The sequence below is a fragment of the Rhabdothermincola salaria genome (assembly GCF_021246445.1).
GTDB lineage: Bacteria > Actinomycetota > Acidimicrobiia > Acidimicrobiales > Acidimicrobilacustridaceae > Rhabdothermincola_A > Rhabdothermincola_A salaria.
The window spans coordinates 168,596-183,430 of sequence record NZ_JAJQXW010000001.1 but is presented as its reverse complement, the minus strand read 5'-3'; the positions used below and the strand labels follow the sequence as shown (position 1 = coordinate 183,430).

General features: G+C 71.2%; 10 protein-coding genes. 3 read left to right on the top strand and 7 right to left on the bottom strand.

The features are described 5' to 3' along the window. Nucleotides 1-2: 2 nt before the first annotated feature. The 4 genes from rpoD to LUW87_RS00825 all read right to left on the bottom strand — a co-directional run bounded on the left by rpoD (nucleotide 3) and on the right by LUW87_RS00825 (nucleotide 7,175). Entirely contained in the window at nucleotides 3-1,340 is a 1,338-nt protein-coding gene (rpoD, locus tag LUW87_RS00840; RefSeq protein WP_346742387.1) for an RNA polymerase sigma factor RpoD, read from the bottom strand. Nucleotides 1,341-1,350: 10 nt separating this feature from the next. After that, on the bottom strand, nucleotides 1,351-3,162 hold the full coding sequence (gene dnaG, locus LUW87_RS00835; protein ID WP_232669180.1) for a DNA primase: 1,812 nt from the start codon (nucleotides 3,160-3,162) through the stop codon (nucleotides 1,351-1,353). A 91-nt stretch (nucleotides 3,163-3,253) separates the two neighbouring features. Beyond that, entirely contained in the window at nucleotides 3,254-5,899 is a 2,646-nt protein-coding gene (gene ppdK / locus LUW87_RS00830) for a pyruvate, phosphate dikinase (RefSeq protein WP_232669179.1), read from the bottom strand. A gap of 145 nt (nucleotides 5,900-6,044) precedes the next feature. After that, a complete protein-coding gene (locus tag LUW87_RS00825) occupies nucleotides 6,045-7,175 on the bottom strand; it encodes a helix-turn-helix transcriptional regulator (RefSeq protein WP_232669178.1) in 1,131 nt (376 codons plus the stop codon). A 166-nt stretch (nucleotides 7,176-7,341) separates the two neighbouring features. Here LUW87_RS00825 and LUW87_RS00820 point away from each other — a divergent pair, with 166 nt between their 5' ends. After that, a complete protein-coding gene (locus LUW87_RS00820) occupies nucleotides 7,342-8,196 on the top strand; it encodes an MBL fold metallo-hydrolase (RefSeq protein WP_232669177.1) in 855 nt (284 codons plus the stop codon). 102 nt (nucleotides 8,197-8,298) lie between these two features. Here the strand turns inward: LUW87_RS00820 and LUW87_RS00815 are convergent, their stop codons facing one another. The 3 genes from LUW87_RS00815 to LUW87_RS00805 form a co-directional block, all read right to left on the bottom strand. After that, on the bottom strand, nucleotides 8,299-10,743 hold the full coding sequence (locus LUW87_RS00815; protein ID WP_232669176.1) for a glycoside hydrolase family 65 protein: 2,445 nt from the start codon (nucleotides 10,741-10,743) through the stop codon (nucleotides 8,299-8,301). Next, a complete protein-coding gene (locus LUW87_RS00810) occupies nucleotides 10,740-11,477 on the bottom strand; it encodes an HAD family hydrolase (RefSeq protein WP_249419680.1) in 738 nt (245 codons plus the stop codon). Before LUW87_RS00810 ends, LUW87_RS00815 begins: the two co-directional genes overlap by 4 nt. Before the next feature lie 83 nt (nucleotides 11,478-11,560). Beyond that, nucleotides 11,561-12,853: a glycine--tRNA ligase gene (locus tag LUW87_RS00805; protein ID WP_232670862.1), complete on the bottom strand. Its 1,293-nt coding sequence runs from the start codon at nucleotides 12,851-12,853 to the stop codon at nucleotides 11,561-11,563. Between the two features lie 157 nt (nucleotides 12,854-13,010). Between LUW87_RS00805 and LUW87_RS00800 the strand changes: the two genes are divergently transcribed. Together LUW87_RS00800 and LUW87_RS00795 are read left to right on the top strand one after the other, a co-directional pair. Further along, a complete protein-coding gene (locus LUW87_RS00800; RefSeq protein WP_232669174.1) occupies nucleotides 13,011-13,985 on the top strand; it encodes an RDD family protein in 975 nt (324 codons plus the stop codon). A 70-nt stretch (nucleotides 13,986-14,055) separates the two neighbouring features. Next, nucleotides 14,056-14,622, top strand: coding sequence for an RDD family protein (locus LUW87_RS00795; protein ID WP_232669173.1), 567 nt, complete (start codon nucleotides 14,056-14,058; stop codon nucleotides 14,620-14,622). The last annotated feature ends 213 nt before the right edge of the window (nucleotides 14,623-14,835 follow it).

Here is a 14,835-nt window from a genome sequence, read left to right as displayed (position 1 = left end):
CCCTACTCGCCGTCGAGGTAGTCGCGGAGCTTCTGGCTGTGCTGGGGGTGGCGCAGCTTGGCCAGCGTCTTGGACTCGATCTGGCGGATGCGTTCACGGGTGACCCCGAACTCGCGACCGACCTCCTCGAGCGTGCGCGCCTGGCCGTCGTCGAGACCGAAGCGCATGCGCACGACCGCCTTCTCTCGGTCGTTGAGGTCGCTCAGCGCCTCCTCGACCGCGGTGTTCAGCATCATGCGGGCGGCCATCTCGGCCGGGGCCTCGGCGCTCTGGTCCTCGATGAAGTCGGCCAGGTTGGAGTCGTCCTCTTCGCCGACCGGCGAGTCGAGCGAGAGCGGGTCCTGGGAGATGCGCATGATCTCGCGCACCCGGGCGGGAGTCATGTCGACCTTGGCGGCGAGCTCTTCGATGGTCGGCTCCCGCTCGAGGTCCTGGACCATCTGGCGCTGCACACGGTGCACCTTGTTGATCGACTCGACCATGTGGACCGGGATGCGGATAGTGCGGGCCTGATCGGCGATCGCCCTGGTGATGGCCTGGCGGATCCACCATGTCGCATAGGTCGAGAACTTGAACCCCTTGGTCCAGTCGAACTTCTCGACGGCCCGCATGAGGCCGAGGTTGCCCTCCTGGATGAGGTCGAGCATCAACATGCCCCGCCCCACATAGCGCTTGGCGATGGAGACGACCAGGCGCAGGTTGGCCTGGGTGAGCTCCGCCTTGGCATCCTCGCCTTTGCGGACGAGACGGGTGAGCCGGCGCTTCTCGAGCGGATCGACCGCCGCCAGCTCCCCCGATGCGCTGAGGTCGGCCAGCCGTTCGGCGGCCGCCGTCCCCCGCTCGATGATCTGGGCCAGTTCGACCTCTTCCTGGCCCGTGAGCAGCGAGACCCGCCCGATCTCCTTGAGGTACATGCGCACCGGGTCCGAGGAGCCTCCGACACCGAGCTGGGCCCCCATGCGCACCGCGTCGCGCGACCCGACCGAGCGGTAGCGGGCCTTGGTCCGCCGCGCGACCAGGTCGTCCTCGTCATCGGTGTCGTCGTCGTGGGCGTCGGCTGCGACGATGACCTCCACCTTCTCGTCGGCGCAGGGCACCAGCGGCGCGCCCAAGAGGGCCTCGTCGGTGAGGGCCTCGACGTCGGGCACGCTGTCGTCGACCGTCACACCACGCTCGCCCAGCGCGGCGCGAACCGACTCGAGAAGCTCGGGTGTGGGGCCGTACGCGGCCAGGTCGCCCATGACCTCGTCGACCGTGAGCACCGGCTCGTCGCGCCCGGCCGCCCGGTCGACGAGCGCTCGGAGGACGGGGTCGGGGATGCCCATCACGGGAGATGGCACGCCGCCAGCTTCACCCATCGTCCTCCTCCGTCTGACCGGTGAGCCACCCTAGCAACTGCTCCGTGGCGCTCTCCGCGGTGTCCGCCTCGCGGAGCTCGAGCATCCGGTGCTTCACCCAGGCGATGTCCCCGGCGACCGTCAGCGGGTCGTCGGCCACCCGGGCCTCGGCCTGCAGCGCCGAGATGGCCCGCGAGGCACCTTCCTCCACCAGGCGGAGGAGCACGTCGCCGGCATCGGCATCGGTGTCCTCCACTGCGAGGCGCTGGAGGAGGTCGGCCGCGTCGTGCTCTCCGTCTGCGCCGAGCGCAGCCACCGCATCGGCCAGGGTCGGGCCGGCCACGACGGCACGGTAGGCCGCCACCACCGTGGGGTCGCCGAACAGGGCCTCGTCGAGCCACGGGGCGATGTCGTCGGGCCGCTGGAGCAGGACCAGCAACGCCTCGGTCTCGGCCGTGTCGCGCCGGACGGGAGCCACGCGCGCCGGGGGCGGACGTTCGGGACCACGGGCGTCATCCGGGCCCCGTCGGTCGCGCCGATCGGTCCGACGGGGCGGAGGGAACGTGCGGCCCCGCAGACGTTCGGGGTCGACCCGACAGCGGGCGGCGACCTCCAGGAGGTACTGGTCGCGGACCATCTCGCTGGGATGCTCGCCCACCACCCCCATGGCCGCCTCCGCCGCCCGCACCCGGTGCTCGGGGGTGTCGAGCGCCGCCGCGTCCAACACCCGGTCGAGGCGGAACTTCAGGAAGGGACGGGCGTCGGCCACGGCCCGGGACAGCTCGGCCGGGTCCGACAGGGCCAGCTCCGCCGGGTCGACGCCGGCGGGGAGGTCGGCCACGGCGACGTCGAGGTCGTGGGCCCGCTCCCACGCGTACACCCGCTCGGCGGCGTTCTGGCCGGCGGCGTCGGCATCGAAGGCCAGCACCAGGCGGCGCGCGAAGCTGCGCAGGAGACGCACGTGGTCCTCGGTGAGGGCGGTGCCGCAGGTCGCCACCGCTCGGGGGATGCCCGCCTTGGCGAAGCCGATGACGTCGGTGTACCCCTCGCACACGATCGCCTCGTCGGAGCGCACGATGTCGCCCTTGGTCCAGTTCAACCCGTAGAGCAGGCGGGACTTGCCGTAGATGGCGCTGTCGACGGAGTTCTTGTACTTGGCTCCCTCGACGCCGGGCATGATGCGCCCGCCGAACCCGACGGCATCGCCGTTCACCTCGTAGATGGGGAACAGGATCCGGCCCCGGAAGGCGTCGGTGGGTCGGCCCCGGCTGTTGAGGAAGCCCAGACCGGCTTCGACGAACACGTCGGTCGGGACCCCGAGGCCCCGCGCCAGCTCGTCCCACCCTTCGGGGGCCCACCCGATGCGGTAGGCCCGCACGTCGTCACCCGTGAGCCCACGGGACCGCAGGTAGCTGCGCGCCGGCGCAGCGTCGGGCGCGGACAGCAGGCGCTGGTGGTACCACTCGACGGCCCGGGCCACGGCGTCGAGGAGCCGGGCCCGACGCTTGCGTCCCTCGTTCTGGCCCTCGTCGGTGTAGCGCAGGGCGATGCCGGCCTTGCCGGCCAGCTTCTCGACGGCGCTGACGAAGTCGAGGTGCTCGACCTCGCGGACGAAGGTGATGACGTCGCCCTTGGCGCCACAACCGAAGCAGTAGTAGAGCTTCTCCTCGGCGTTGACCGAGAACGAGCCGCTCTTCTCGGAGTGGAACGGGCACAGCCCCTGCCAGCGACGACCCACGCGCTTGAGGGCCAGGTGCTCGCTGACGACCGCGACGATGTCGGTGGCCGCCCGCACCCTCGCGATGTCGTCGTCCTCGATGCCCAACCCAGCCCCTCCGGCGGACCGCGGTGCCGTCCGTGGCGGGACGGTAGCAGCGCGACCAGCCCATCGGACCGGCCGGGGCGAGGTCCGCGGATCAGGCGTCGGCGGCGACGCCCCCGCCGGCGCCCAGCACGGCGTGAGCGGCGGCCAGGCGGGCCACGGGCACCCGGAACGGCGAGCACGACACGTAGTCGAGACCCAGCCCGAAGAAGAAGGCGATCGACTCGGGGTCGCCGCCGTGCTCTCCGCACACACCCATCTTGAGCCCCGGCTTGGTGGTGCGGCCCCGCTCGACGGCGGTGGCGACGAGCTCGCCGACCCCCCGCTGGTCGACCGACTTGAAGGGGTCCACCCCGAGGAGTCCCTGCTCGAGGTAGCTCTCGAGGATGGGGGCCACGTCGTCCCGACTGAAGCCCAACGTCATCTGGGTGAGGTCGTTGGTGCCGAAGGAGAAGAAGTCGGCGGCCTGGGCGATGTCGTCGGCCCGGATCGCCGCCCGCGGCGTCTCGATCATCGATCCGATGATCACGTCGAGGCGCCCGTCGTGCTCCGCCAGCACGGTGGCGACCTCCTCCTCGACCCACCGCCGCGTGAGGTCCAGCTCGGGGAGGTTGATGACCAGCGGGATCATGATCTCGATCACCGGTCGACCACCGACGGCCTGGCGGCGGAGCGCGGCCTCCACGAGGGCGCGGACCTGCATGCGATAGAGACCGGCCTTCGCGATGCCCAGGCGCACACCCCGCAGGCCGAGCATGGGGTTCTGCTCCTGCCAGTGGCGGGCGGCGGTGAGCATGGCTTGACCCTCGGGCGGGAGCTCGCCTCGGGCGTCGAGCACGATCAGCTCCTCCACCGACGGCAGGAACTCGTGCAGCGGCGGATCGAGCAGGCGCACGGTCACCGGCAGGCCGTCCATGGCCTCGAGGACCTCCTCGAAGTCGGCCCGCTGCACGTCGAGCAGCTCGGCGAGGGCGGCGAGCTCCTCGTCCGGGTCGTCGGCGAGGATCATCCGGCGCACCACCGGAAGGCGGTCCTCCTGGAGGAACATGTGCTCGGTGCGGCACAGACCGATGCCCTCGGCCCCCAGCTCCCGGGCCCGGGCGGCGTCGGGACCGGTGTCGGCGTTGGCCCGAACGCCCAGGCGCCCGGCGCGGATCTCATCGGCCCACCCGAGGACGATGCCGAACTCCCCGGGGACGTTGCCCTCCTTGAGGCTCAGCTCGCCGAGGAACACGGTGCCCCGGGCGCCGTCGAGGGAGATCCAGTCGCCCTCGGCCACGACGGTCCCGTCCGCAGCAGTCATCGAGGTCGGGCCGATGTTCAGGCTCTCCGCACCGCACACCGCCGGTTTGCCCCACCCTCGGGCGACCACCGCGGCGTGGCTCACGAGACCACCTCGAGACGTCAGCACACCCTGGGCGACAGCCATGCCATGGACGTCCTCGGGGGAGGTCTCCTGGCGCACCAGCACGACCCGCTCACCGCGCTCGGCGGCCTCGACCGCCCGGTCGGCGTCGAAGTAGGCGTGGCCCACGGCGGCCCCCGGCGACGCGGGGAGGCCGGTGGCCAGCAGCGGGGCCTTCACGTCGCCCAGCTGAGGGTGCAGCACCTGGTCCAGGTGCTCGGGCCGGACCCGCTGCACCGCTTCGGCCCTCGAGATGCGGATGGTGGGATCCTCGGTGAGCGCCACCGCGATGCGCAGCGCGGCGGCCCCGGTGCGCTTGCCGACCCGGGTCTGCAGCATCCACAACCGGCCGTGCTCGATGGTGAACTCGCAGTCGAGCATGTCGCGGTAGTGGCGCTCGAGCCGCTCGAGGATGAACGTCAGCTCGGTGTGCACGGCCGGGAAGAGATCGGCCATGGAGTCGAGGGGCAACGTGGTCCGGATCCCGGCCACCACGTCCTCGCCCTGGGCGTTCACCAGGAAGTCGCCGTAGGCACCCGAAGCCCCGGTGGAGGGGTCGCGGGTGAAGGCCACGCCGGTGCCGGACTGGTCGTCGCGGTTGCCGAAGACCATGGACTGCACGTTGACGGCCGTGCCGAGGTCGTCGGCGATGCCCTCTCGCCGGCGGTAGGCCCGGGCGCGCGGCGAGTCCCACGAGCGGAACACCGCCTCGATGGCTCCCCGCAGCTGGACGTGGGGGTCCTGGGGGAACGGGGACCCGGTGTGGGCCTCGATCAGCTCCTTGTACCGCCCGACCAGTTCGTCGAGACGCTCCGCCGGGACCTCGGCGTCGGTGCGCACCCCTTCGTCGATGCGGGCTTGCTCGAGCAGGTCGTCGAACGGCTCGCCGGGCACGTCGAGGACGATGCGGCCGTACATGGCGAGGAAGCGCCGGTAGGAGTCGAGGGCGAAGCGCTCGTCGGTCCCGGCGGCCAGGCCCATCACGGAGTCGTCGTTGAGCCCGAGGTCCAACACCGTGTCCATCATTCCGGGCATGGAGAAGGCCGCACCGGATCGGACGCTGACCAGCAGCGGGTCCTCGGTGGCACCGAGGCGGCGGCCCATGAAGCGCTCGAGGCTGCGGACGTGTCCGTCGATCTCGGCGGTGAGGTCGCCCGGCCAGCCGCCGAGCATGTAGGCCCGGCACGCCTCGGTGGTGATGGTGAACCCCGGCGGCACCGGGAGGGCCAGCACCGAGGTCATCTCGGCCAGGTTCGCTCCCTTTCCCCCGAGCAACGCCTTCAGGTCCCTCGGGGCCCGACTGTGGCGGTGAGCGAAACCGTAGACCCAGGTCATGACCCGTCCTTCCCCTCGCGAGGGGCCGGCGCCGCCTCACCCCCCGGACGCTACCGACCTCGCGGCCGGCAACAAGGTCCGTTGGTCCCGACCTCGGCGGACACCGGGCCGCATGCCGCAGCGCCGGAGCACCGGCGTGGCGGCCTCAGGGCTCGGCGAACCACCCCGAGGGCGCCAGCTCCGACCCCATGCGGGGCACGTACTGGTCGAAGAAGACCCGGGCGATCAGCTCTCGCCGGCTGCGGACGGCGGCCTTCTCGAACACCGACTTCAGGTGGTCCTGCACGGTGTAGGGCGACATGTGCAGCGTGGCGGCGATCTCCTTGGTCTCCACACCCTGGAGCACCATCTGGGTGACGTCGCGCTCCCGCGGGGTCAACTCGAAGGCGGCGACGACCAGCGGCACGATCTCGGGTGGCCGGGCTTCCTCCACGGTGACGACCACGTCGCCGCTCGTCCCGTCGAGCGACGCCAGGGGGGAGGCGTGCAACACCAACCAGCGACCGCTGCCCACCCGCACCCGGCATCTGGGCAGCACGGTGGTGCTCCCCGCCGCGTAGCGTCGAGCTCCGGCGACCAGCGCGGCGATGGTTCCGCTGGCGGCAGCCGAGTGCTCCTCCGAGCCCAGCTCGGCGAGTGCCTCCTCCGCCCCCACGCTGAGCTGCCGGTACTGTCCGTCCGCACCGACGATCAGCACCGCCGGCCCGGACAGCGAGGCTGACGGTGTCCGACCGGCCCGGGCCAGCAAGCCGGCGCGCATCCCGGCGGCCAGGGCATCGGACAACGTCGCGAGGAACGCCACCTCTTCGGCGGCGAAGGGTCCCTCCTCGGCCCCTCTGAACAACGCCATCGCGCCCCACGCCCGCGCCCCTTCGCACGCGAGCAGCCGCGCCTCGTCGGCATAGCCGTAGTGCGGGATGATCAGGTCCCGGAGCCGGTCGGAGCAGGCCACGTCGCCGTTCGTGGCGAGGTGCACCCCGACGGCGGGCTGCTCCCGCCGCAGGAGCTCGGCGAAGGACGTCGGATCGGAGCCCCCGAACTCGATCGTCCCCCACTCGTCGTCGTGGTCGTCCCGGCCGAAGAGGTCACCGAACTTGTACGTGCCGGTCAAGAGGTTGGTGGCCGGGTCGAGGATGGGGATGCAGGCCGCCACATGCGGCACCGCTCGCTGCAGCGAGGCATCGGCCTCGGCCAGGAACGTCGATGTGTCGAGACCAGCGCGAGCGAGGACCTCGATGTCGCTCTTCACCCGACGAAGGGTCAACGCACTCCCCATGGCGACGATCATCCGCCATCGGCTGGCGCTTGGCCATCCCACCCTTCTGGGGGGTCGGGGTGGCCCAGGGTCGTCGCCCCTGGAGAAGCCCGGACGGCGGGGATGGTCTCCTCCGCCCGGGTGCCGGACTGTTGAGCCGACGAATCCGACGTCCCCGGAGGCACCCATGACCACGTCGACCCCATCCGGACCCGCAGCCCACCCCAAGCCCCGCCACCACCCGGTGCTGATCGCCCCGGAGACCTGGGTCATCCAGGACACCCTCGGAGAGGGCACTGCTCCGATGACCGTGCACCTGAACTCCATGGTCATCCGCTCGGAGGAACCGATCGTCGTCGACACCGGGGTGCCCGACAACCGCGAGCGGTACCTGGAAGACCTCTTTGCCCTGGTCGAACCGGACGACGTGCGGTGGGTGTTCGTCAGCCACGACGACATCGATCACTACGGCAACGCCGTCGCCGTCATGCAGGCCTGTCCCGACGCCACCCTCGTCGCCAGCTGGTTCATGTGTGAACGGATGGGTGGCGAGCTGTCCGGGGTACCTCCCCACCGGTGGCGGTGGCTCGGCGACGGCGACACCCTCGACGTCGGGGATCGCGTCCTCTCCCTGGTCCGGCCACCCAGCTACGACTCCCCCACCACCCGAGGTCTCTACGACCCCACGACGGGCGTGTACTGGGCCTCGGACGCCTACGCCACCCCGGTCGAGGCCGGCACGGAGTTCGTCGACCAGCTCGACCCGTCCGCCTGGGCCGACGGGTTCAGCACCTTCCAGACGTGGAACAGCCCGTGGCTGTCGATGGTCGACCCCACCCACTTCGATGCCGCGTGCCGTCGGGTGGAGGACCTCGCGCCCACCACCATCGCCACGACCCACGGGCCGACCGTCCCGCCAGGGCGGGTGGAGCAGGCGTTCACCATGATGCGCTCACTCGCCGGCACCGTTGCCCCACCCCAACCCGACCAGGTGGTGCTCGATCAGATCGTCGCCGAGATGAGTCGGACGACCCCGGACTGATCCACTCGATCTAGGCCCCTGCCCGAGCCCAGCGCGTCCCTCCCGTCGAGGTGGAGGCGCCCCGCCCGTCCGACCTCCTGGTGATCGGACCTCCCTGAAACGTCACGAGCCGGAGCGGGCCGCCTCGTCCCAGTTGAGGTGCAGCGGCTCCCCGGGCAGGAGGGTGAACGGCTGGCCGTCGTGGAGGATCTCGAGACGGGTGCCCGACACGAGCGTGTAGGTGACCCAGTGGGTGGTCATCGACAGCTCCACGACCGCGCCGTCGGCTCGACACCGAAAGCCGAGCGCCTCGAGGTCCGGCGGCATCCGGGGCCGGAAGTGCAGCACCCCGCCGACGTTGCGCAGCCCACCGAAGCCACAGGCCAGGGCCATCCAGGTGCCGGCCTGCGACGCGATGTGCACGCCGTCGTGCACGTTGTGCTGCACGTTGTGCAGATCGGTCAGGGCGGTGCGCTGGGTGTAGGCCCAGGCCTTGTCGAGGTCGCCGACCTCGGCCGCCAGGATGGCCTGGATGCACATCGACAAGGACGAGTCGGCCGTGGTGATGGGGTCGTAGTAGGCGAAGTTCGCCGCCTTCTGCTCGTCGGTGAAGGCATCGCCGCGCAGGAACATCGCCATCACCAGATCCGCCTGCTTGATCACCTGGGACCGGTAGAGGTCGAGCGGGTGGTAGTGCAACAGCAGCGGGAAGTTCTCCGCCGGGGTGTTCTCGAAGTCCCACGGCTGCTTGTCGAGGAAAGAGTCGTCCTGTCCGTGCAGGCCCCGCTCCTCGTCGAAGTGCACGTACATGGCCTCGGCCGCCGCTCGCCACGCCCCCGGTTCGTCCTCGCCGAGGCCGATCGACTGGCGTAGGGCCTCGAGCGCTGCGGGCGCCTCGACCGCCATGCGCTCGACGACGTCGGCGGCGGAGGCCAGGTTCGACTGGGCCATGAGGTTGGTGAACGTGTTGTTGTCGACCAGCGCCGTGTACTCGTCGGGGCCGGTGACCGCGTCGATGCAGAAGGCTCCGCCCCGGCTGGGGTTGTAGAAGCCGAGGCCGATCCACAGGCGGGCCGTCTCGGCCAACAGCTCGGCGCCCTCGGCGAAGAGGAACTCGTCGTCGCCGGTGACCTCGGCGTAGTGGCGCACGGCGTAGGCCACGTCGGCGTTGATGTGGTACTCGGCGGTGCCGGCCGGGAAGAACGACGACGCCTCGTCGCCGTTGATGGTGCGCCACGGGAACATGGCGCCCGGCTTGGACAGCTCGCGCGCTCGCGCCCGGGCCCGGTCGAGGGTGGCGTGCCGGAACAGGAGCGATTCGCGTGCCTGGCCGGGCGAGAGGTAGGTGAGGACGTGGAGGACGTAGACCTCCATGTCCCAGAAGTAGTGCCCCCCATAGCCCTGCCCGGTGAGGCCCTTGGCCGGGATGCCGTTGGACGACGTGAGGGCGGACGACTGCAGGACCTGGAACAGCGCAAACCGCACGGCCTGGCGCAGCGAGTCGTCGCCCACGATGTCGATGTGGCACTCGCGCCAGAACGCGTCGAGGCGGTTGACCTGGGTGTCGAGCAGGTCGTCGAAGGTGTGCTCGACCGCGTCGTCCATGAGCGTGGCGACCCGCGCCGGCATGGCGTCGCTGTCCGACGCCGGCCCCGTGGCGTACACGAGGTACTTGCGCAGGTGGGCGGTCTGGCCCGACGAGAGCCGGAACGTGTAGGTGCGGTCGATGCGCGAGTCGTCGTCGCGGGTGGTGGCGGCCTCGTGGTCGACGTGAGCCGTCACCACGTGGTCGGTGAGGCAGAACACGGCGAGCTCGGCGCGCTCGACCCGGTGGCCCAGGCCGATGCGCTCGCCCTCGGCGTGGCCCCACACGGGCAGGAGCACCTGCCCCCAGTAGGCGGCCATCTCGCGAGGATCGTCGGAGTGGCGCCGATCGCTCTCGTTGGCCACGAGCTGGGAGGTGATCTCGATGGTCATGGGCCCGTCGGCCTCGGGACCGAGCGCCTCCACCTCGTACTCCATGCAGGCCAGGTGGGCCTGGGTGAGCGAGACCAGGCGACGGGTGCGCACCGAGACCCGGCGGCCCGAGGGTGACTCCCAGACCACCTCGCGCCCGACGAAGCCACGGCGCAGGTCGAGCACCCGGTTGTGCTCGATGAGCTCGCCGGTGGTGACGTCGAAGGGCTCACCGTCGACGGTGAGGGTGATCATCTTGCCGTCGGTGACGTTGAGCATGGCCTGGTCGTCGGTGGCGTAGCCGTAGGCCGCCTCCGGATAGACGATGGGCCGCGACTCGTAGAAGCCGTTGACGTAGGTGCCCCGCTCGAAGGCCGGGGCACCCTCCTCGAGGTTGCCGCGCAGCCCAAGGAAGCCGTTGGAGACCGAGAAGATGGTCTCGCTCTGGGGCAGGGCGTCGAGATCGAAGTCGGTCTCACGGATGTGCCAGCCCTCGACCGGGTACTCCGGAGGGGCCCCGACGGTGGACGCTCCGGCCGGCTCACCGAAGGTGCTGCGGGTGGCGCCACCTCGTGGTGAGGGGGCGCGCTCGGAAGGCTCGTCGGTGCTCATCGCGGCAGGAGCTCCGCCAGGTCCTCCACCACGACGTCGGCGCCGTGGTCGCGCAGGGCGTCGGCCTGGTCGGCGCGATCGACTCCGACGACGAGGCCGAAGTGCCCGGCCCGGCCGGCCGCGACACCGGCCAGGGCGTCCTCGAACACCACCGAGGTGGCGGCGTCGACGCCGAGCCGCCGGGCGGCCTCCAGGAACGTGTCGGGTGCCGGCTTCCCGGCGATGCCACCCTCCTCGACATCGATGCCGTCGACGCGGGCGTCGAACTGGTCGGCGATGCCGGCCGCCTCGATGACTGCCTCGCAGTTCTTCGACGACGACACCACGGCCGTCTTGAGGCCGATCTGGCGTACGTGGTGCAGCAGCCGGACCGATCCGGGGAAGGCGGAGGCGCCTTCACTGGAGAGGATGTCCTGCACCAGGTCGTTCTTGCGGTTGCCGAGCCCGGAGACGGTGAGGGCGTCGGGTGGGTCGGTGGGGTCGCCGTCGGGGAGGGTGATGCCACGTGAGGCGAGGAAGCTGCGCACGCCGTCGTAGCGAGGCTTGCCGTCGAGGTAGGTCGGGTAGTCGCGTTCGAGGTCGAAGGGCACGAAGTCCTCGCCGTGGTCGGCGGACCACGAGCGGAGGAACTCGTCGAACATCTGCCGCCACGCCTTGGCGTGGACGGCTGCGGTCTCGGTGAGCACGCCGTCGAGGTCGAACAGCACGGCGGTGTAGCCACCACGGTCGATCATCCCGGCCAGGTCGTCGGTGTCGGTCGTCTCGCTCGTCACGGCAGGCACCCTATGGGACCGAGACCCCGGCGGCGCCGACCGGATCAGGCCAGGCGGGTGGCGAGGTAGCCGACCAGTTCGTCGACGGCGACACGCTCCTGGGCCATGGTGTCGCGCTCGCGGACGGTGACGGCGCGGTCGTCGAGGCTGTCGAAGTCGACGGTCACGCAGTAGGGGGTGCCCAACTCGTCCTGGCGGCGGTAGCGGCGCCCGATGGCCTGGGTCTCGTCGTAGTCGCACATGAACGACGGCTGCAGCAGACCGAGCACCTCGCGGGCGAGCGGGGTGAGGGTGTCCTTCTTGGACAACGGCAGCACCGCGACCTTGTAGGGGGCCAGACGGTGGTGCAGGCGCAGCACGGTGCGCACCTCGCCCCGAACCTCTTCCTCGTCGTAGGCAGAGAGGAGGAAGGCCATCATCGTGCGGGTCGCGCCGGCGGCGGGCTCGATGACGTGGGGGGTGTAGCGGGTGTTGGTGGCCTGGTCGAAGAAGTCGAGCTTCTCGCCCGAGTGGGTGGCGTGCTGGGTGAGGTCGTAGTCACCCCGGTTGGCGACGCCTTCGAGCTCGCCCCAGCCCCACGGGAACAGGAACTCCACGTCGGAGGTGCCCGAGGAGTAGTGGCTCAGCTCGTCGGGGTCGTGGGGCCGCATCCGCAGCTTGTCCTCGGGGATGCCGAGGTCGACGTACCACTGGTAGCGCTGCTGGCACCAGTACTCGTACCACTGGTCGGCCTCCTCGGGCGGCACGAAGAACTCGAGCTCCATCTGCTCGAACTCGCGGGTGCGGAACACGAAGTTGCCGGGCGTGATCTCGTTGCGGAAGGACTTGCCGATCTGGGCGATGCCGAACGGCGGCTTCTTGCGGCTGGCGTTCAACACGTTGGCGAAGTTGATGAACATGCCCTGGGCCGTCTCCGGGCGCAGGTAGGCCACGGCCGAGTCGGACTCCACCGGCCCGGCGTTGGTCTTGAACATCAGGTTGAACTGGCGGGCCTCGGTGAAGCTGCCGGTGGCGCCGCAGTTGGGGCAGGTGTTGGGGTCCTCGAGCTGGTCCTCGCGGAAGCGCTCGTGGCACTCCTTGCAGTCGACGAGGGGGTCGGTGAAGTTCTTGAGGTGGCCCGAGGCCTCCCAGATCGCCGGCGGCGACAGGATGGCGGCGTCGAGGCCGACCACGTCGTCGCGCATCTGCACCATCGACCGCCACCACGCGTCCTTGACGTTGCGCAGCAGCAGCACGCCGATGGGCCCGTAGTCGTAGGTGGACCGGAAGCCGCCGTAGATCTCCGCCGAGGGGAAGACGAACCCGCGGCGCTTGGAGAGGTTGACGATCTTCTCCATGAGGGTGGGATCGTTGAGGACCTCGATGGGGCGGGGGGCGTCGTCGGAGGTCGTTTCGGCGGGCTCGGACATGGCGGCAGAGCCTAGTGGTGGCCCCCGGGACCCCCGACCGGGTTCTCGTCGACGAGGCACTGCGGCGTTGGGCGATGATGGCGCGGTGAGCGCCCTGCCGACCCCTCCGGACACCGGCCCCGAGGCCCCCGACCCCACCGACGTGTCATGGAAGCGGGCCATCGCCGCCGTCATCGACGTCGGCATCGCAGCGGTCATCTCGATCCCGCTCTTCGCGGTGCTGAGCGAGGAGGTCTACCGCTTCGACACCGTCACCCGCGAGCTCGTGGTCTCTCAGCAGCTCGACGGGCTCGGAGCGGTCGCCTTCTACAGCTGGTTGCTGGCCTACGCCGTCGGTGTCTTCGTGCTCCAGCGGGGGTTCACGGGGCGCACCGTGGGGACGTTGCTGCTCGGCGTGGCCGTGGTCGGGGCCGACGGGCGCCCGTTGGGGCCGGCCAACGCCCTCGTGCGCTCGGTGGCCGGGGTGGTCGACTACTTCCCGTGCTGCCTCCCCCTGGTCGGGCTGATCACCATGTTCGTCACCAGGGACCACCGACGGGTGGGCGACATGGCCGCGCGCAGCTACGCCATCGACGCCGGCCGGATGGGCCACCCCGTCCTCGTCCCCGGCACCCGCACCGCAACCGCGCCGCCCACTGCGCCGGCCCCACCGGACCCACCGGGCCGTCCGGTCGCCCCGCCCCCGCCGGCGGGATGGCCGGCCCCGACACCGACCGGCTGGTCGCCGCCGGGATCGACCCCGGCCCGAAGCCCGGCTCCTGGCCCGCCGACGCCACCGCGTCCCGCAGCCCCGGCGACCGCGGGCTGTCCGGCCCCGTCCGGCCCCCCGACCCGCCAGGTGCCGCCCACTCCCCCACCGGCGGCGGCACCCGTCGTGCCGGAGGCCCCCATCTCGCCGCCGGCGGCTCCGTCGCCCACTGCGGTGTGGAACCCCGAGCGCCGCGCCTACATGGCCTGGGACGCCCGTCGCCGTGAGTGGCTGCAGTTCGACCAGGCCACCCAGCGCTGGTTGCAGTACGACCTCGTACAGCGTCGTTGGCGGCCGGTCGGACCCCGGTGACCCGACGCGATCCGCACCGCCGGGCAGGGGGAGCGGCCAAGATGGGACCTCCTGCTCGAGGAGGACCCCGATGACCGAGTCGATCGCCCCCGCCGACACCCCGGACCTGTTGTGGCGCCGCGTGGGTGCCGCCATCATCGACGTCGCCATCGTGGTGGTGATCGCCATCGTGGCCGGCCTCGTGCTGCGCAGGGTGGCCGGGCTGGCCGGCCTCGTCGTGCTGGCCTACGAGCTGGCGGCCTGGGTCTGGTGGCAGGGTCGCACGGGGGCCTCGCCGGGCAAGCAGATGGTCGGGCTCCGGGTGGTCGACGCCACCGGCCAACCGTGCGGCACCGGAAAGGCCGCCGTGCGGTGGGTGGCCTGGTTGGTCGACGGCTTCCCCTACTGCCTGCCCCTGGTCGGTTTCATCATGATCTTCACCAACGCCGACCAACGTCGCCTCGGCGATCGGTGGGCGGGCACCTGGGTGGTCACCGCCGACGAGGTGGGACGGCCTCCCGGCGCGCCGACCGAGACGGCCGACCCGGAGCCGGTGTGGGACGACGACCGCCAGGCCTATGTGCGAACCGACCCCGCCTCCGGCCGACGCCAGGTCTTCGACGAGTCGGCCGGCACCTGGAGCGCGCTCGAGGACTGAGCGTCCCCCGGCGCCCGAGCCACCCACACCGACCGGGCCGGGCTTCCCCTGACCGGCACCGATAGGCGACGACTATCGGTGGCCGCGTCATGATTGCTTGGACACTGATCCGCGACCGGAGGAGACTTCAAGGGTTCCCTCTCCTCCCGCCGGCCCGCTCGGGGACTGCCCGTCCGTCTGGGGCGGCCCTCTCGCCGACACTCGCCGCCCCGC